Origin of the sequence: Thermoactinomyces intermedius, assembly GCF_013912365.1 — a bacterium.
Taxonomy (GTDB): domain Bacteria; phylum Bacillota; class Bacilli; order Thermoactinomycetales; family Thermoactinomycetaceae; genus Thermoactinomyces; species Thermoactinomyces intermedius.
Window position 1 is genome coordinate 80234 of the sequence record NZ_JACETT010000024.1, and the last position, 17712, is coordinate 97945.

Sequence of the window (17712 nt, forward strand, 5' to 3'; positions counted from 1 at the left end):
AAACCTCCTTCTTGATCCATAGTTTGCATCAAAAAGGAGGCGGATATGAAAAAGTGGCTAGATGATTTCCCACAAAACATAAAGAAAAAACAGGTTCCATGCCACAAACACGGGAACCCCGATGCGAAAAGACCGGTGCAGGGTTTTATGCCGGAAAGCTTTCATCCCCAGCCAAACCCCGACGGCCCCTCCAAAAAAAGACAGCAAAAAAAAGACGCTTTCTCTGACCCTCCATTTCCGTTTCATGGCTTGGGCTTTATCCCATCCCATCAGCAAAAAACCAAATCCGTTTAAAATCATCCAAGCAAGAATCAATAATATCATCATCATATTCCGCATATTAACACAGGAACCGGCGGTTGTCGAATTCAGACGTCCTCCCTTTTTCGTTGGATGCAAGCCTCCACAAAAGCACAAAAGAGGCGGTATGCATCGGCATCCCTTTTCACCATGTCCTCCGGATGCCATTGCACCCCCATCACAAAAGGATGTTCTTTGCTTTCAAACGCTTCAATAACCCCGTCTTTGGATACGGCCGAGACCCGGAAAGGCTCCACGACATTGCGGACGGCTTGATGGTGAAAGCTGTTCACCTTGGCCAGCCCTTTTTGATAAATCGATTGGAGCAAGGTATCTTCCACAATGGTGATGGTGTGGGAAGCATGATACCTTGGCGCCCGCTGTGCATGCTGCAAAAGGGTTTGCTTTTGGGCGGCGAGATCCTGGTACATGTCTCCGCCGAGCGCAATGTTTAAGATCTGGCATCCGCGACAAATCCCCAGGATGGGCTTGTTTTGCTCCATGAACTGTTCAATTAACGCTATCTCCATCTCATCGCGGTCCGGAACGATTTCTCCCAATCCGGGATGCGGCTCTTCATCAAACAAGGTCGGATCGATATCCCCTCCCCCGGTCAAAATCAATCCATCCAATTTCAAGCTCAGTTGTTGAATCACATGATCCTCCACGGTATAGGGAATGACCAGGGCGATCCCTCCAGCTTCAAACACCGCATCGCTGTATGCTTTGGACAGATATTGTTTGGTCTCGTTTTCCAAAGACATGGTCAGTCCGATGAGCGGTTTCATTTTTGCCTCCCCCTTTCTTTTCTGATCTTAACTTATATCCTGATTTTACGAAAGAATCAAATTTTTTACCCCCAAAAAAACTCCAGACGGATTTGCCCGGAGTTTCGCTTATGTTATTGGTATTCGGCTTTTGTACGATCATCAAAGAGGAAGCGAATCGCATAAATCCCCGCAATCCCGACCAAGGCATAAATGATGCGGCTGAGAAAGGAGGATTCCCTGAAAGCTTCGCCTCCGAAAATGGCCGATACCAAATCCCATTGAAAAAGTCCTACCAGCAACCAGTTTAACGCGCCAATAATCACCAGAACCAAAGCTACTTTTCTCATGATATCCCTCCTTTAACTTGGGATCAGCAATAGTATCACAAAAAAAAGCGGGCTTTATACATGGAATGAGTAAAAAGCCATCCTTAAAAAAGGATGGCTCTTCTTTTAAGCATTGAGAACGTTTTGTTTTTCTTCATTTTGTTTTTTGTAATACTCTTCCGCGAGTTTGTCGATCTCTTTTTTCAGTTCCTCAACCATTTTCTCTTCGGGAATTTTGCGGATAATCTTGCCGTGACGGAAAAGCAATCCTTCTCCACGGGCCCCGGCAATTCCGATATCCGCTTCTTTGGCTTCCCCCGGACCATTTACGGCACATCCCAACACAGACACTTTGATGGGCGCTTGAATGTTTGCAATGTATTCTTCAATCTCGTTGGCAATGGAGATCAAATCAATCTCGATCCGGCCGCAAGTGGGACAAGAAATCAACGTGGCGGCATTGGCTGCCAATCCGAACGCTTTCAGCAATTCGCGGGCCACTTTCACTTCCTCCACCGGATCGGCACTCAGGCTGATGCGGATGGTGTTTCCGATTCCCATCGCCAAAAGTGCGCCCAAACCAGCCGAACTTTTTACTGTTCCGGAAAACAACGTTCCCGATTCGGTGATTCCCAAATGCAAAGGATAATCAAAGGTTTCGGCCGCCAATTTATATGCATCGATCGCCAACCGGACATCCGAGGCTTTCAACGAAACGATAATATCATGAAAATCCAACTCTTCCAAAATGCCGATATGGTACAATGCGCTCTCAATCATGCCTTGCGCCGTAGGATAGCCGTATTTCTCCAAAATGCGTTTTTCCAAAGATCCGGCATTTACACCAATCCGAATCGGAATCCCGCGTTCCTTGGCAGCTTTGACGACTGCTTCCACTTTTTCGCGGCGGCCGATGTTTCCCGGATTGATGCGGATTTTGTCAATCCCGCCTTCAATCGCCTTTAATGCCAACTTATAATCAAAATGAATATCCGCAACCAGGGGGACATTCACTTCTTTTTTAATCAACGGAATCGCCTCTGCCGCACGCTGATCGGGACAAGCCACGCGCACAATCTGACATCCGGCTTCTTCCAGCTTCCGAATCTGCTCAACGGTTGCTTTGACGTCATGGGTTTTGGTTGTGGTCATGCTTTGTATCACAACTTGGTCGTTTCCCCCGATTTGGATATTTCCCACTTTTACCGGTCGGGTTTTTGTACGATGTACCATCAAGGATTCGCTCCTTTTAAATGTAGGTAAATCTATAATCGATAGAATAAGGTCAAAACTCAATTATAAAGTATAACACAGAACAAAAAGAAAAGGAGCTTCACTCCCGCTCCTTTTTGTGAAGTTGTTCCGTTTGCTTTTCTTCGTAAGCAATCAGGGCCACATGGCTTCCGGTCTGTTTATGAAGTTCCCGTTCCCATTTTTGGATTTGTTCCAACAACTTCGGTTGCTGTTGCAAATTCATCAACCGGTAATTATTTTCCACTTTGCTTCCCTCGCAATCTGCTTCGTTGTTTGTCAATGGTCATTTTCATCGAGAATGGAATCAATCCAAACCAGCGGACACTCCAAGGTTCTTTTCGCGATTGTTTTAGTTTCTTCCGTTCGGTCCGGGGGGTTTCGAGATACCAGATGAATCTTTCCAACAAATAGGTAAACCAATCCCTGAATGACATCCAATCACCTCAGCCTTTAGCATGGCCCGGCACAAAAAACTTTAAACCGGAAAAAAGCGATTTACCGGATCCACCGCGAAACGGCATAGGTTTTTGGATGGAGAAAAGCTTCCACGGTTTGCACCACGCCCTGTTCCCCCCACGTGGTGGCTTGGACCCGTACATGAGACGGCTGGACATCCACATTGACCAAGACATACCGGTCCTCCACCTGAATCATGGTTTCATCCGCCGCAGCCGCCCGGTTTTGCCCGTTCAACCGCAATTGTTGCTGAACAATGGCGATCCCGCTTTCAGCCACATACCGGCTTTTCACTCTTTCCTGATACAGCGTTTGCATTCTTCTCACCTGAACCATTTGCGAAACCGACAGCATGATCAGTGTGAATAAAAACGTCACAATCATGAGGGTGACCGGCAGAGCCATGCCGGACTCACCGGGATGGGTCTTTCTCCTGTGACCGTTTTGAAAAGTACGTTTGAAATTCCTGGTGGGCATACCAATTTTGCAATCCGACATCCGACTTCACTCCGTTCTCATCCGGTAAAAATTGCGCATAATAAACATGGTTCAGAACAATGGTCGTACCCCTGAACCCCTTGTCTTCCGGCTTTTTGACGCTTCGGATCAAGCGCCGTCCTTTCAGCATGTAACGGATCATCACTTGTTGATCCTGCTCAATGTACAACACACCATCCGTTTCCCGGAAATGAACCCCTTTTTGGACGTCTTTTTCCAGCCACACCAAAAAAGACAGGTAATCCATCTCCAACCGGGAGTGATGGATCATTTCTTTAATTTCTTTTTCTGTGGTGGAAGACACAAAAAACAAGGCCGGCAGAAAAACGATCAAAGCGGACAAAACGATGCAAAATTCAATATAGGTAAACCCGGCTTCCGTTTTTACGGGAAAAAACGGTGGGTGAACCATCGCCGGCTTTCGGTTTTTCCGTCGAATCCTTCCCATTCGGCCTTCAACTCCAATTGATATAAGAAAGGTTGCACCTTTTTGCAATCCCAGCGCAACAGGATTTCTTTTTGCACGGGCTGGCGGCTTTTTACTTTTTCTTGCCCCTTGCATTGCCCGGGATCGCTGTGTTGAAGTTCTTCCATCTTGCTCTGCATGGCCTCTGATATCTCCATCTGCAACACTTGTGAAGCATAGTGCATCCGCATTTCTTTCAACACGGGTAAAGCAAAAAACACAAACACCCCCAGAACAAAGCCGGCACTGACCAGTTCGGCCAGCGTAAAACCGCTTGAGCTGTTAATGTTAAAACGGTCAGACGGCATTGACGAACACCTCGATCACCGGCAGTCCGGAAGCCACTTGAATCACAATGCGTCCGACGGGCTTGTCTTTGACATAAAAAGTGACCGTGCCGCCGCGCACCTGTCCCGTTTCCCGGAAAGTGAGCCGTTGCCCCGGATAGTTGCTGTCCAACCGGTATGGCGGAGGGATATCCATTTTCCTTAATAACGCCCCGTCTTCAATCACTTTCACTTCCTTCGCTTCCCACTGCACCGTCACTTCCGCTTGTCTTGTGACGGCTTCCATTTGCGCCAGTTGCAGTTGGGTCGCAAGCTCCTCAATCAACAGCTTTCTTTCCACCCGCTCCCCCACCGACATGACGGCGGGGACACACAAAGTGGCCAACAAGCCAAACAAAAACAACGCAAAAATCACTTCGATCAGCGTCCATCCCGCTTGGCCGCCCGGCCTTCCGTCATTTCGCATGACAGGTGACTCTCCGGTCAAAAGGAAGATTCGGTTCCGGGTGGATCACATATTTTCCGTTTCCGGACGGACATGGAGGGACGGAACGCAAATAACCCCTTTTCACCAATTCTTCAACCGTCGGATATTCCCCGTACTCCAAAAAATACTGATCCGCTTGGGCCGCAATCATTTGCCGGTTGGCGAGATCCGCTTTCTCCTGTGCTTTCATTCCCGCCGCTTTCAAATTGGGAATGGCGATCGCCAAAATCAAACCGATAATAAACAGGACAACCAACATCTCGATCAGAGTAAACCCTTTTTCTCCATGCGAACGATGGACATTCATGTTCCTCCCCCTTTCGTTTATTCAGAGCGCCTGCACCAGTTTTAACACCGGCAAAAACAAAGCAACCACCGAGACCGCGATCATCAGGCCGATCATAAAAATACAAAAAGGCTCTATGCTTTTGGCCACCCGTTCCAATTTGTAACGGATCATCATTTCAGTCCCGTCCGCCAGATTGGTCAAGGTTTCCACCAATTTCCCCGATTCCTCGGCAATGGCAACCAACCGGGGCAAAGAAGGCAAAAAGAAATGTTTGCCCTTTTGGCTCAAGGCGCCGGAAAAAGATTTCCCCGTCAACAGTTCTTGGTTCACCCGGTTCAGGTAATGGACAAGCACCGGCCATGGTGTATGTCTTTGGATCAACTGCAGGGCATCCACCAACGAAACCCCGGCTTTTAAAAGGGAAGACAGCTGAATGGTCAAAAAATGAGTGTGCCGGTACCGGCAAATCTGCCGGACCAACGGCAAACGGATCCAGCAGGCTCCCCACCAAACCCGGACCGGGAAGGGGCTCAACCGGAGGATGAAACCCACGGTCACCACCAGAAGAATGAAAAGCAATCCCCCTGCCAAAAGCTGCGGCAACGCATCATAAACCTGAAACAGACGGCGTGTAACCAGCGGCATGGAAATATTCATGGATGCATACAGATGGGAAAACCTCGGCATCACCACTGCAAACATAAAGACAAAAGCGCAAACGGCAAGGAGAAACACAATCGCCGGATAAGTGCATGCTTTTTTGACTTCCCGCTGCCAATTGGCTTTGGTTGCATAGTAAGAAGCACAGCGCTTAAACCCCGATACGTAATCCCCGTGTTCTTCCGCCGCCCGCACAAAAGCGGTGTAAATCGGCGGAAAGTTGAGTTTTTTCAAAGCCGCGGACAACGATTGCCCTTTTTGCAGCAACCCGTTCAGCCGTTGATAAACCGGTTCGTCGATCAAACGCTGTGCGGCCAGCAATTCCAAACAGGCCAATAATGGAATTCCGCTTTCCAACAGATGGCCCATTTGCTGACTAAACACCATGTACTGCTCCGCATTCCACCGTTTGTTTATCCACAACATCCCCATCGACCTTCCTCACCCGTTCTTCCATCATCGTTTCGCCTTTATTGACATGCTCTTTCATCCTGTCTTCCAGCGTCATCATCCCCGAATCTTTCATCGCCTTGCGAATTTTCACCCCTGTATTATGACGGGCAATCTGCCCGGCCAGGTCATCACTTATCTCCAGCACTTCAAAAACCCCGGTTCTTCCCCGGTACCCGGTGTGCCGGCAATAATGGCACCCCTCACCGCCACAGCCGGTGCAAATTTGCCGCACCAGCCTTTGCGCAATCACCCCGATGAGCGATGCGGCCAAGCGGTACGGTTCCACTTTCAAATCCAGCAAACGGATCACGGCTCCCGCCGCATCGGGCGTGTGTAACGTCGTCAGAACCAGATGACCGGTCAACGCGGCACTCACGGCAATCTTTGCCACTTCCTCATCCCGGATTTCCCCGATCATGATCACATCCGGATCCTGCCTCATCACCGCCCGCAATGCGCAGGCATAAGTGAGGCCGGATTTCGGATGGATTTGCACCTGATTGATCCCGTCCAGTTGCAATTCAACCGGATCTTCCAAAGAAACAATATTGGTCCGGCTTTGATTCAATGTCTGCAACAAGGTGTAAAGTGTCGTGGTTTTGCCAGAGCCGGTGGGGCCGGTGACAACCATGAGGCCGCTGCTTTTGCTTAACAGGCGCCTCACCTTTTGTTGTTGTTTGCTCTCCATCCCCAACTCTTCCATGGTGAAAGGATTCTCGCGGAGACGAAGAATCCGCATCACCACTTTCTCCCCGTGAATTGTCGGCAGGGTGGACACCCGGATCTCAAGCGGTTGTTTGTCCCGCTGAAAAACAAAAACCCCGTCCTGCGGAAGACGTTTTTCCCCGATATCCATCCGGCTCATCACTTTGATTCTTGAGACAATCGCTGTTGCATGGAAGAGATCCGCCTTTCCGGTCTCCGTCAATTGTCCGTCCACCCGCATACGGATGCGCAATGCATCCGGTTGCGGTTCAATATGGACATCACTTGCCCTGAGTTGCACGGCCTGATGCAACAATTGATTGATGTAAGAAGCTATGTCCATGCTGAATACCCCTTTCCCATGCAAACGACATATTTTTACAATTTCCCCTTTAAAAGGAAAGATCCTCCTGAATTTTGCCATTTTTTTGATTTGGGTTGGTTTGACTTTTTTCTCCTTTATGCCGCGTGCGATGTATAAAACGTGGCGAATGGATCCATTCTAAGAAAGAAAGCAATGGGGAATAGCCAAGTGGTAAGGCAACGGACTTTGACTCCGTGATGCGCAGGTTCGAATCCTGCTTCCCCAGCCAACAAAAAAGATTGTCTCCTTTTAACCGGAAAAAGCCGGCTCATCCGCAAACGGACAAGCCGGCTTTTTGATTTGATTTACACCGTTTTCGTTTTATGTTTCCACGCATAGCCGCTGATGACAACAATCACAGCCAGCGCCACCGGGATGATCAGATTCAAGACATCCAGCCCGGTCAGCAATTGATGAACGAACGGGTCTTCCACAATCAATTGTCCGCCCGTGTACCCGAGTACGGCGGCCCCGACATAGAGCAGCCAGGGAAACCGGTTCAGCAATCCGGCAATGATGTTGCTGCCCCACATGATAAACGGAATGCTCAGAGCCAGTCCTATCAATACGAGAAAAACACTCCCGTGGGAAGCGCCGGCAACCGCCAATACATTATCCAGACTCATCACCACATCAGCGATGATGATGGTTTTAATGGCACTTTTCAACGTATCCCCGGCATGGACATCCACTCCGTCATCTTCCTCCACCAATAATTTCACCGCAATGCCGATCAACAAGATTCCGCCCACGGTCTTCAACAGGGGAATGTTCAACAAATAAGCGGCCACGACCGTCAGGGTGGACCGTAACAACACAGCAACGCCCGCACCGAACACGATCGCTTTTTTCCTTTGCGCCGGTGGCAGTTTGCGTGCGGCCATCCCGATCACTACCGCGTTATCCCCGCTCAAGATCAAATCGATGATGATAATATTAAAAAAAGCAAGCCAAAAGGCAGGCTCCATCCAACTCGTATCCATGTCGACTCTCCTTTTCTGTATCTGCTCCTTTATACGATAACACAAATTTGCATCCGGTGAGACATTGTCAAAAAGCATCCACAGAATTGAAAAGATGCCGGATCACACGCACGGTCAAGTTGGGAACCCATTGCATCGAATAGGAAATTTCCAACCGTTCCCATTTTTTATGGGCGTCTTTTCCGTATGGGCCGATGTTGACCACCGGGACATCCAGCTGCCGGATGGCTTCCATGTCCATATGGTATTTGGCCCCCCACACCGGCATGTTTTTTTCGAACGTTTGAATTTCCCGTTCATCATCGCTCATGGCCACAAAGCTCATATCCGAAATATACGGGAAAAATTTGCGCACTTTGATCTTTTTCTCCTGCAAAGGCTCAATCTCCGCGACCGATTTTTTTACGGCCCGGATCAGGCGGAGATCACGCGGATCTTTTTCATTTAAAACCACACGGGGAATATAAGGGGCCGCATAAAAAAGAATTACCGCCGGGTCATCGTCGCCGCCCCATTTCCACAACTCCTCCACCATCCGCAGCGAGTGCTCGCGAACATCCATGTTTTCCTGATTCAGTATGTTCCCGGTCAATCGCAAGATTTCCCGTTCGAATTCCTGCCCGTGTTTTTCACGGCATTTCCGGTAAAACTCCTCATATGTATAAACCCGCGGCTTCCAGTCGATATCCCGGTACGGACGGCGTCTCGATTCATGATACCGGCGCGACTGGTCCCGAAACTTCATGACGGCCGATTCAAAGGCATCGATGGCCACCTGTTTCAACTTTTCCAGCACATCCCGCGGTGACCAACTGTGAACGAAAAAATTATAGTAAACCAGTGCAGTTTTGGGTGTTTGCACATCATATTGTTTTTTCAGATCCGTTTGTTTCAATGAAACCGGGGGCAACGTGATTTCGCCAAACATTTCATCACACAAATTGGTTTGGTAATCGATTCGCGCCGTCAACTCCGACGCAATCAGGTTGGGATCAAAGCCTTCAAATGCCTGCCCCACATGGGTTTCCTTGCCCACGATATAAAAAGCCGGCAACAATTTACCGACCGTCCCCAGATAAATATAGCGGTCGCAATCCCCCGGAAACCGGGGCGACGTGTAATCCGAATTGATTGCCGCAATATAGGTGAGCTTTTCTTCCCTTCCCCATTGCAAGATATCGGTCAGGGCCGACAGGATCCCGCGCGAATTCCGCTCTTCATCACAAGCGGCAACAAACAGCAAATTCCCTTTCAATAAATGCCGGTTCCGGGCAAAGTACCGGACAATCGCCAAATGGATGGCAATCCCGCTTTTCATGTCCAGCACTCCGCGCCCGCCGATGTAATCCCCGGTGTCAAGATCTTTTTTCACTTCTTCCGGCAGTTTGCTCTTTTTCCACTCTTCCAACAATGGTTCCGGCGAAAAAGCGAGATTCATCCATTTCCCGTAATCTTCCACGCCCACCGTATCCATGTGCCCCATCAATATCACGGTTTCGCTTTCATTCTCATTGCCGCCTTTCAGCAATGCGAGTACATTATATCTTTCCAGGTCATCCTGCCGGGTCGGCGTCATCTGCAAATACTCGGGATGTTCTTGAAAATAAGGGGTCTCTTGCAATATCTCATAAATCAGATAAGCCATGTCCCGTTCACCGAAAGTTCCGACAATACTGGGGTGTTCCACCAATTTTTTTGTCAATCGGTATACTTCTTCTTGAAATGGAATCATACACCGGACCCCCGTTTCGGTCATGTTCATTTTGACCGTTTGGCATGCGGAACGAAAACCGCATGCCAAACGCAACCTTAAAAGTAGGAAAATTCTTCTTCGTCTTCCGGACGCAAGTCGATGATTTCCGTGTTTTCCACAGCTTCTTGGATCAACCGTTCCACATCCAGCAAACGTTCCTGGCGTTCGGCCACATCCAGATGAGGTTTGGTTTTCGGCGCTTTCGGCAGAAAGACCGTACAACAATCTTCATACGGCAAAATGGAAGTTTCATAAGTATCTATACGCTTGGAGATGGTCATAATTTCCTGTTTATCCATTCCCACCAGCGGCCTTAATACGGGCATCGTCGTTGCGGCATTAATTGTTTGCATGCTTTCCAGGGTCTGGCTGGCCACCTGGCCGAGGCTTTCTCCGGTCACCAACGCCAACGCTTTGTGTTTTTTGGCAATTTGCTCCGCGATGCGGAACATAAAGCGGCGCATAATGGTGATGCTGTACGATTCATAACAATGCTTGTTGATCTCCGTTTGGATCTCGGTGAACGGAACCACATACAACCGGATGTGTCCCCCGTAGCGGGTTAAAATTTTGGCCAAGTCGATCACTTTTTGTTTGGCCCGTTCGCTGGTATACGGATAACTGTGGAAATGAATCGCCTGCAACTCCACGCCCCGTTTCAGTGCCAGAAAGCCGGCGACCGGGCTGTCGATCCCGCCGGAGAGCATCAACAAAACCCTCCCGCTGACTCCAACCGGCAAACCGCCCAAACCGGGAAGATCCTCGCCGTACACATAAGCATGTTCCTTCCGCACTTCCACAAACAACGTCAGGTCCGGGTCGTGGACGTCGACTTTCAAATGAGGCAGTTTGGCCAGCAAAAATCCGCCCAACCGGTGATTCATCTCCTGAGAAGGGATGGGGAATTGCTTATCGGCCCGTTTCGCATTGATTTTAAACGTTTGCACCCGTTCCTTCCGTTCACTCAACAGCGCCAATGCCGCCTCTTTGATTTTTTCCCAATCCTTTTCCACGCGGATGGCGGGACAGATTCCCACCAGACCGAAAATTTCCGAACAGGCCTGAATGACCGGCTCGAAGTATTCTTCATTCAGATCAATATAAATCCGGCCCGGACTTTTGGTCACCACCGTGCCCGGAAACCGTTTCACTTTTTGGCGGATGTTGTTCACCAACTGATTCTCAAATTCTTTTTTATTCTTGCCTTTTAGTGCAAGCTCTCCATATCGCAACAATATACAGTTCTTTTTCATCCTTTATGCACCTTCATGACTTGTTGTAATTCCGGAATGACACGCACCAGTGCATCGCCGCATCGGCGGATGTCTTCGTCCGTGTTCATTCTCCCCATGCTGATCCGGATGGAGCCGATCGCTTCCTGATCGGTCAGCCCCATCGCTTTCAACACTCTGGAAGGCTCTTCTTTTTTCGAGGAGCAGGCCGATTTGCTGGAAACATAAACCTTTTCTTTTTCCAAGGCATGGACCACCACCTCGGACTTCAATCCGGGGAAAGACAAGTTCAAAATATACGGGGCTCCACCGCGGGAAGACGTATCTCCGTTCACTTTCACACCGTTTAACTCTTTCACGCGCTCCAAGAGCATTTCTTTCCATCGTTGGCATTTTTGAATAAAATCTTTCTCCGATTGGCCAGCCATCACCACCGCTTTGGCCAGGCCGGCAACAGCCGGGACATTTTCCGTTCCCGAGCGAAGTCCCTGCTCTTGTCCCCCTCCGATCAAAAGCGGCGGAAGGGTCAGGTTTTTCCGTTTATATAAACAACCAATGCCTTTCGGCCCGTGAATCTTGTGGCCGGACATGGTTAAAAAGTCGATATGGGCATCGGCCGGTTTCAGCGGGATCTTTCCGAAAGATTGGACCGCATCCACATGAAACAACACTTTGGGATAAGATTTTAATAATTGCCCGATTTCCCCGATCGGTTGAATGCTTCCCGTCTCATTATTGACATGCATGATGGAAACCAGAACCGTTTCATCGGTCAAAGCGGCTTTGACGTCTTCGGTCCTCACTTGCCCCTTTTCATTCACGGGCAGAAAAGTGACTTTCCATCCTTTTTGTTTCAGGTACTGAAAAACATCATACACGGACGGATGTTCAACCTGGCTCGTGATAATGTGGTTTCCCCGGTTGCAGTAAGATTCGGCAACCCCGCGAATCACCATGTTATTGGCTTCGGTGCCTCCCGAGGTGAAAATGATTTCCTGCGGCGATCCTCCGAGTGCATCGGCAATCACTTTGCGCGCCTGCTGCAGCAACCGCTCGGCTTTCACTCCGATGCCGTGCAATGAAGAGGGATTTCCGAACACTTCGCGCATGACATCCCCCATGACCTGGATCACAGCCGGATCGGTTTGTGTCGTTGCACTGTTATCCAAATAAACCACCGATCCCCCCTCCTTTCTGCTGTACAAGAATGCCTGTTTTCATAACTCCATCATTCTAACACAAAACAAAACACCTGCCATCCATTCAGGTGCCGGAAGATCCGTTTCAAATTTCTCATCGGATACAAGACAGCAAAGACGGGTCGAAATAATAATGCCAGTGTTTCCGGCAACCCGGATTAAACTTGGCGCGGCAAGAGGGACAGGCTCCCGTCCCCTGCAGATACTCCTTCAGGGTCATTTCATGCCGGCACACACCGCAGAAGACCGCTTTTTCATGCAGATGGCGGGCCGACCAACGGACGGCCGGATGATTCTCCGCTTCCTGATGACAAAAATAGCATGGATAGTATTGCCCGCAACAGGCAAACTTAACCGCTATGATATCCAACTCCGAATGGTAATGGATACAACGGGTCATATCATCCACGACTTTGCCTTTGACCACCATTTCTTTCACACGATTCACTTCCTTACAGAAAAAGGCGCCCGATGTCAGCGCCTTTTTCTCTGATTATAAATGGCAGGCATATAAGCCGCGTTTTTGCAAGTAACGTTGATGATATTCTTCCGCACGCCAAAAAGTGCTGGCCGGTTCAATCTGTGTCACAATCGGATCTTTCCATTTGCCGGATTGATCCAATTGCTTTTTCGACGCTTCCGCAGCCTGTTTTTGTTCCTCTGTATGGTAAAAAATCACCGAACGGTACTGGGTTCCCACATCAGGGCCCTGACGGTTCAGTGTCGTCGGATTGTGATTGTTCCAGAATACATCCAGCAATTCTTCATAAGTGACTTGTTCCGGATCATACTCGACCTGAACCACTTCGGCATGGCCGGTCTGATCCGTGCAAACCTCTTCATACGTCGGGTTTTCCGTGGTTCCGCCCATATAGCCCACGGTGGTGTTTTTCACACCGGGAATTTGGCGGAACACTTCTTCAACCCCCCAGAAACATCCAGCTCCAAATGTAGCCAGTGCCATAAGCAGTGCCTCCTTTTAATTACCACTTATTTTATCAGTTTTTGCGAAAAAGAAGAAGATTATTTTTTCCTTCCGTCATAAACCACTTCCAACTTTCCCGTTTCGGGATCGATGGTTAAGCCATGGACCAGAACATCCCGGGGGAAAAAGGGATGGTTTTGGATCAAACGGACGCTCTCCATCACGCCTTCTTCCACACTTTGAATGCCGGACAACCATTTTTCGGCATCCACTCCTTGTTTTTCTATTTCATCCGCTTTCTCTTCGGTGATTCCTCTCTCTTTTAATTTTTCAAGCACCCGCTCGCCCGTTAAACCGACCAGCCCGCAATCGTGATGGCCGATCACCATCACTTCTTCCACTTTTAAAAGCGTTACGCCCACCAAAAGGCTGCGCATCAGGCTTCCATACGGCTCGGATATGAAGGCGCCGGCCGTCTTGAGAATTTTGGCATCCCCGTTTTTCAAGTTCAGGGCTTTGGGCAACAACTCCGTCAACCGGGTATCCATGCAAGTGACGATCAATAACCGTTTATCGGGATATTTGTCCGTGGCGAATTGTTCATATTGTTTATCTTTTACAAACTTCTCATTATATGACAAAATTTCTTCCAAACAACTCATCGCTTTGCCCCCTTTGTCACGGTCATATTTATGTGCAACATTTGCCAAAAAAACTTCATTTTGATTCAAGGCAGTCTGGGATATACTAAAAATATAAGATAAACGGGCTGAAGGGGTTTGAACATCGACATGAAAACACTTTGGACAAACATTCTCGGATGGACCTTTTTAATATTGGGAATCATTGGTTTTTTCACACCATTTCTCCAAGGATTTTTATTTACATTTATCGGATTGATCCTGCTTTCCAAAACCACTCCTTGGGCAGAACGAATCCTTCTCAAACTTCGGAAACGTTATCCGAAAATCGCCCGAAAATCCGATGAATGGATGGCTCGTTTTCTTGTGAAGTCCGGCTCGACACAGAAAAATTAAAATCAGACAGAAACCGAGGAATCCGGAAAATTCGGGTTCCTTTTTTTAACGGGGTTCCTTTACCCGGCAAACGGCCAAACCGTCACCCAGCGGAAGAATCAGGGACTCCAAGCGGTCATCCGTGGCCATCTGCTGATGGAACCGGCGCATGGTCACCGGCGAAGGTGCCTGATTGTTCTCATCAAACACCCGGCCGCGAAGAAATAAATTGTCCGCAGTGATCACGGCCCCGGGATTTGACAGCCGGATGGCTTTCTCCAGATAGTTTGGGTAATTCAGCTTGTCCGCATCAATAAAAAAGAAATCAAACCGTTTTTGTTCTTTCTCCAATTGATTTAAACTTTCCATGGCATCGCCGACGATCAATTCGACCCGATCACCAAGCCCCGCTTTGGCAATATTCTTACGGGCAAATTGCGCATGCTCCTCCTTTAATTCCAACGAAATAACCTTCCCGTGTTCCGGCAACGCCCTGGCCATCCAAATTGTGCTGTAGCCCCCCAAAGCACCGATTTCCAAAACATTGGATGCATTGGAAATCTTCACGAGCATATGTAACATTTTTCCGACTTCCGGCGGCACGGAAATTTGCGGGAATCCGTGTTTTTCAAGCCCGGTGCCGATCGACTTGAGCACTTCATCTTCTTCACGCGTAAATTGCTCACGGATATATTGCCTTTCCTGCATCGAAGCTCCTCCTTTTTACACCATTTTCATTATTTTATTCGATCGGATGCACCCTTGGCTACTTTTTTTAAAACAAATAAAAAAGGCACTACTGAAACAGTAATGCCTTTGCTTTTATTTCGGAGGGGGTTCCAGGATGATTCCCTCTTTATTGTGCATTTCCTAAAAGCGCTTCCAGTCCGTTCACAAAATAAACTGGAGCGGATGACGGGAATCGAACCCGCGTTCCTAGCTTGGGAAGCTAGTGTTCTACCATTGAACTACATCCGCAAATTTCGTTTTAAATTATAACATATTTTTATCATAAGAACAAGCCTTTCTGAAAAAGAAAGGCTTGTTCACCTGATCCGGACGTGATTAAAAAAGTAGTCGGAACGGAAATAAAAAGAGTGCGACGATCAGGGCAACGATCCCAACAGCAATCGCCCACCATCCCAAAGCACTTTTTTTCCGAACGGCAAAAATCCCTACAATAATCCCGGCAATGGATAAAACAAACGGCCAGACAAAAAATGAAAGAACGGACAGAATCAAGGCGGTTAAACCAATGCCGAAGCCTCCCGCCTCTTCCTTTCTTTTATGGTTCTCCCTTCTGTCCTGCATCAGAGCCGGATTGGGAGCAACCTCTTGTGCCACCTCTTCATCCAGCTGAGGATTGTGATTATTTTCCTGATAGGAGCGATTTTCCATACGTTCTTCCTGACGTTCTTCTTGCTTTTGAAATTGATTGTCTCGATTTTCCATCATTACCCTCCAAATGGTCCGGATCTGTCTTTAGTATGTGTGTTTCAAGCAAAATTACTTTGTAAAAAAAATCCACTTGAAACTTCCGGACCAAAGAGGGCTTAATTCACTTCGGCATACGTATAATCTTTCGGACCGACCGGATGGCGGATGATGCCTTTGACTCCCGGCTGTTCCATATAGGCCGTGTTGTAATAGTAAAGCGGGAACACCGGCATATCGTCAAACAAAATCGCCTCCGCTTCATGCAGCAGTTTCTTTCTTGTTTCAGGATCTGCCGTTTCGGATGCCTGCTTGAGCAGCGCATCATATTTTTCATTGCTCCAATTGGTTCGGTTCATCGGATGCCCGGTTTGGAAACTTTCCAGGTAATTATAAGCATCGTTGTAATCCGCCAGGAAACTGGAGGTGCTCATTACAAACCGGGTGTTTTCCTGATCGGCATAATAGACTTTTTTCTCCTTGGCTTGCAATTGAATTTCCACGCCCAGATGTTTGCGATACATTTCCTGAACGGCTTCCACCACTTTTTTGTTTTTATCTGTGGCATTGCTGTACATGAGCGTCACCGGCGGTAACCGATCCCATCCTTCTTCTTTCATCCCTTCGGCCAAGAGTTGCCGTGCCTTTTCATACTGGCCGTCTGCAATCAGATTTCCCCCTTCCTTACGGAAATTGTCCGGCACGGAAGGAGCGACATAAGCGTAAGCCGGTTCTTCCCCGCTTCCCACGATCTGTTCCGTGATCAGTTTGCGGTCGACCGCCAGGGCAAACGCTTGACGGATCTTCTTGTTGGTAAACGGTTTCTCTTTCACGTTAAACCGGAAAAAGGAAAGCCCGCTTCCTTCCATGGTTTTCACTTTCCCTTCCCCGATCAGACGGGTTAACAGCTCCCCGGGGATGGAACTCTTTGACGCCACATGCAATTTTTTGGTTTGAAACATCTGATAAACGGTCTGGTTATCCGTAATCACCGAAAAATGAATTCCATCCAGTTTGACCTCATTTGCTTTGTAAAAATTTTCGTTTTTGGTTATTTTCACATAATTGTTGTGCTTCCATTCAGCCAACCGGAACGCGCCGTTGCTCGCATAGTTTTGGGCATTTTGGAACATGTCGGGATTTTTTTCAAAAGCCTGCTTGCTCACCGGGGAATAAACCGGATAGGCGGTGAGTTCGAGGAAGGAAGGCGTCGGCTTTTCCAACTCCACCCGCAATGTGTTATCGTCCAACGCTTGAACCCCGACTTCTTCCACACCGGCTTTTCCTTGATTGTACGCTTCAGCTCCTTTAATAAAATAAAGCAGAAAAGCTGCTTTGGAAGCCGTTTCCGGGTTCAACACCCGTTTCCAGGCAAATTCAAAGTCATGGGCGGTCAACGGACTTCCGTCGGACCATTTGGTTTTTCTCAGCGTAAAGGTATAAACCCGTCCGTCTTCACTGGTCTCCACTTTCTCCGCAATGGCGGGCTGCGGTTGATGATTTTCGTCCAGGCGCATCAGTCCGACAAACAGGTTATGGGTGATATCCAGGGAATCTTCATCAAAAGCTTGCGCCGGATCCAGGGAAGTCGGTTCACCGGTGATGTTCAAATTGAGCATTTTGTCGCCTTGATCCGCTTTTGTACTGCAACCGCTCAACATCACAGCCAAAAGGAAAATGGCTGCCATCCCCATCGTCAATATTTTTCTCAATCGATGCCCCCCTTTTTTCTTCAAACTATTTTTTAATTCAGCAAAATATTCAAAAAACCTCCTTGGAAGAGGGTTTGATTATTAATTTTAATAAAAATATACTTCCATGGCGAAAATGAAGGAAACCGATTGATGTTGATCTG

24 protein-coding genes and 2 tRNA genes are annotated in these 17712 nt (G+C 48.3%); 2 read left to right on the forward strand and 24 right to left on the reverse strand.

Annotated features, from left to right (window positions below):
* Positions 1 to 57: 57 nt before the first annotated feature.
* The 13 genes from H1R82_RS06390 to H1R82_RS06450 form a co-directional block, all read right to left on the reverse strand.
* Positions 58 to 327: a DUF1294 domain-containing protein gene (locus H1R82_RS06390; protein WP_181730885.1), complete on the reverse strand. Its 270-nt coding sequence runs from the start codon at positions 325 to 327 to the stop codon at positions 58 to 60.
* A gap of 41 nt (positions 328 to 368) precedes the next feature.
* The gene (locus H1R82_RS06395; protein ID WP_181730886.1) at positions 369 to 1088 is read right to left on the reverse strand and encodes a gamma-glutamyl-gamma-aminobutyrate hydrolase family protein; all 720 of its coding nucleotides are present in this window, start codon (positions 1086 to 1088) and stop codon (positions 369 to 371) included.
* A gap of 113 nt (positions 1089 to 1201) precedes the next feature.
* The gene (locus H1R82_RS06400) at positions 1202 to 1417 is read right to left on the reverse strand and encodes a DUF378 domain-containing protein (protein WP_181730887.1); all 216 of its coding nucleotides are present in this window, start codon (positions 1415 to 1417) and stop codon (positions 1202 to 1204) included.
* A gap of 105 nt (positions 1418 to 1522) precedes the next feature.
* The gene (gene ispG / locus H1R82_RS06405) at positions 1523 to 2629 is read right to left on the reverse strand and encodes a flavodoxin-dependent (E)-4-hydroxy-3-methylbut-2-enyl-diphosphate synthase (protein WP_181730888.1); all 1107 of its coding nucleotides are present in this window, start codon (positions 2627 to 2629) and stop codon (positions 1523 to 1525) included.
* 100 nt (positions 2630 to 2729) lie between these two features.
* The gene (locus tag H1R82_RS06410; protein WP_181731235.1) at positions 2730 to 2894 is read right to left on the reverse strand and encodes a hypothetical protein; all 165 of its coding nucleotides are present in this window, start codon (positions 2892 to 2894) and stop codon (positions 2730 to 2732) included.
* Positions 2884 to 3084, reverse strand: a complete 201-nt coding sequence (locus tag H1R82_RS14915; protein WP_037995087.1) for a YqzE family protein — start codon at positions 3082 to 3084, stop codon at positions 2884 to 2886. The genes H1R82_RS06410 and H1R82_RS14915 overlap by 11 nt, the downstream gene beginning before the upstream one ends.
* Positions 3085 to 3145: 61 nt before the next feature.
* Positions 3146 to 3511, reverse strand: coding sequence for a hypothetical protein (locus tag H1R82_RS06420; RefSeq protein ID WP_181730889.1), 366 nt, complete (start codon positions 3509 to 3511; stop codon positions 3146 to 3148).
* 7 nt (positions 3512 to 3518) lie between these two features.
* A complete protein-coding gene (locus H1R82_RS06425; protein WP_181730890.1) occupies positions 3519 to 4052 on the reverse strand; it encodes a hypothetical protein in 534 nt (177 codons plus the stop codon).
* Positions 3989 to 4378, reverse strand: a complete 390-nt coding sequence (locus H1R82_RS06430; RefSeq protein WP_181730891.1) for a hypothetical protein — start codon at positions 4376 to 4378, stop codon at positions 3989 to 3991. Before H1R82_RS06430 ends, H1R82_RS06425 begins: the two co-directional genes overlap by 64 nt.
* Entirely contained in the window at positions 4368 to 4823 is a 456-nt protein-coding gene (locus tag H1R82_RS06435; RefSeq protein ID WP_181730892.1) for a type II secretion system protein, read from the reverse strand. The genes H1R82_RS06430 and H1R82_RS06435 overlap by 11 nt, the downstream gene beginning before the upstream one ends.
* A complete protein-coding gene (locus H1R82_RS06440) occupies positions 4813 to 5151 on the reverse strand; it encodes a competence type IV pilus major pilin ComGC (protein ID WP_181730893.1) in 339 nt (112 codons plus the stop codon). The genes H1R82_RS06435 and H1R82_RS06440 overlap by 11 nt, the downstream gene beginning before the upstream one ends.
* A gap of 21 nt (positions 5152 to 5172) precedes the next feature.
* Entirely contained in the window at positions 5173 to 6219 is a 1047-nt protein-coding gene (locus H1R82_RS06445; protein ID WP_181730894.1) for a type II secretion system F family protein, read from the reverse strand.
* The gene (locus H1R82_RS06450) at positions 6170 to 7294 is read right to left on the reverse strand and encodes a GspE/PulE family protein (RefSeq protein WP_181730895.1); all 1125 of its coding nucleotides are present in this window, start codon (positions 7292 to 7294) and stop codon (positions 6170 to 6172) included. The genes H1R82_RS06445 and H1R82_RS06450 overlap by 50 nt, the downstream gene beginning before the upstream one ends.
* Before the next feature lie 175 nt (positions 7295 to 7469).
* Between H1R82_RS06450 and H1R82_RS06455 the strand changes: the two genes are divergently transcribed.
* Positions 7470 to 7544, forward strand: a tRNA-Gln gene (locus H1R82_RS06455).
* Positions 7545 to 7620: 76 nt separating this feature from the next.
* Here the strand turns inward: H1R82_RS06455 and H1R82_RS06460 are convergent.
* The 7 genes from H1R82_RS06460 to H1R82_RS06490 form a co-directional block, all read right to left on the reverse strand.
* On the reverse strand, positions 7621 to 8298 hold the full coding sequence (locus H1R82_RS06460; RefSeq protein ID WP_232333823.1) for a TerC family protein: 678 nt from the start codon (positions 8296 to 8298) through the stop codon (positions 7621 to 7623).
* Positions 8299 to 8365: 67 nt separating this feature from the next.
* Positions 8366 to 10030, reverse strand: coding sequence for a M20/M25/M40 family metallo-hydrolase (locus tag H1R82_RS06465; protein ID WP_232333822.1), 1665 nt, complete (start codon positions 10028 to 10030; stop codon positions 8366 to 8368).
* Between the two features lie 77 nt (positions 10031 to 10107).
* Positions 10108 to 11304 carry a tRNA uracil 4-sulfurtransferase ThiI gene (gene thiI, locus H1R82_RS06470; protein WP_181730896.1) on the reverse strand — a complete coding sequence of 399 codons (1197 nt, stop codon included), beginning with the start codon at positions 11302 to 11304 and terminating at the stop codon, positions 10108 to 10110.
* Entirely contained in the window at positions 11301 to 12461 is a 1161-nt protein-coding gene (locus tag H1R82_RS06475) for a cysteine desulfurase family protein (RefSeq protein WP_181730897.1), read from the reverse strand. Before H1R82_RS06475 ends, thiI begins: the two co-directional genes overlap by 4 nt.
* 115 nt (positions 12462 to 12576) lie before the next feature.
* Entirely contained in the window at positions 12577 to 12912 is a 336-nt protein-coding gene (locus H1R82_RS06480; protein WP_181731214.1) for a CHY zinc finger protein, read from the reverse strand.
* Positions 12913 to 12975: 63 nt separating this feature from the next.
* Positions 12976 to 13446 carry a peptide-methionine (S)-S-oxide reductase MsrA gene (gene msrA, locus H1R82_RS06485; RefSeq protein ID WP_181730898.1) on the reverse strand — a complete coding sequence of 157 codons (471 nt, stop codon included), beginning with the start codon at positions 13444 to 13446 and terminating at the stop codon, positions 12976 to 12978.
* Positions 13447 to 13505: 59 nt separating this feature from the next.
* Positions 13506 to 14069 (reverse strand): beta-class carbonic anhydrase, encoded by a 564-nt coding sequence (locus H1R82_RS06490; RefSeq protein WP_181730899.1) that lies wholly within the window; start codon positions 14067 to 14069, stop codon positions 13506 to 13508.
* A gap of 129 nt (positions 14070 to 14198) precedes the next feature.
* Here H1R82_RS06490 and H1R82_RS14920 point away from each other — a divergent pair, with 129 nt between their 5' ends.
* The gene (locus H1R82_RS14920; RefSeq protein ID WP_181730900.1) at positions 14199 to 14444 is read left to right on the forward strand and encodes a PGPGW domain-containing protein; all 246 of its coding nucleotides are present in this window, start codon (positions 14199 to 14201) and stop codon (positions 14442 to 14444) included.
* Between the two features lie 45 nt (positions 14445 to 14489).
* Here H1R82_RS14920 and H1R82_RS06500 read toward each other — a convergent pair whose 3' ends face one another.
* The 4 genes from H1R82_RS06500 to H1R82_RS06515 all read right to left on the reverse strand — a co-directional run bounded on the left by H1R82_RS06500 (position 14490) and on the right by H1R82_RS06515 (position 17569).
* Positions 14490 to 15131 (reverse strand): O-methyltransferase, encoded by a 642-nt coding sequence (locus tag H1R82_RS06500; RefSeq protein ID WP_181730901.1) that lies wholly within the window; start codon positions 15129 to 15131, stop codon positions 14490 to 14492.
* Between the two features lie 196 nt (positions 15132 to 15327).
* Positions 15328 to 15401: transfer RNA gene (locus H1R82_RS06505), tRNA-Gly, on the reverse strand.
* Positions 15402 to 15488: 87 nt separating this feature from the next.
* Positions 15489 to 15875 carry a DUF4190 domain-containing protein gene (locus H1R82_RS06510; RefSeq protein WP_181730902.1) on the reverse strand — a complete coding sequence of 129 codons (387 nt, stop codon included), beginning with the start codon at positions 15873 to 15875 and terminating at the stop codon, positions 15489 to 15491.
* Positions 15876 to 15976: 101 nt separating this feature from the next.
* Complete coding sequence (locus tag H1R82_RS06515) at positions 15977 to 17569, reverse strand: peptide ABC transporter substrate-binding protein (RefSeq protein ID WP_181730903.1); 1593 nt, start codon at positions 17567 to 17569, stop codon at positions 15977 to 15979.
* Positions 17570 to 17712 lie beyond the last annotated feature (143 nt).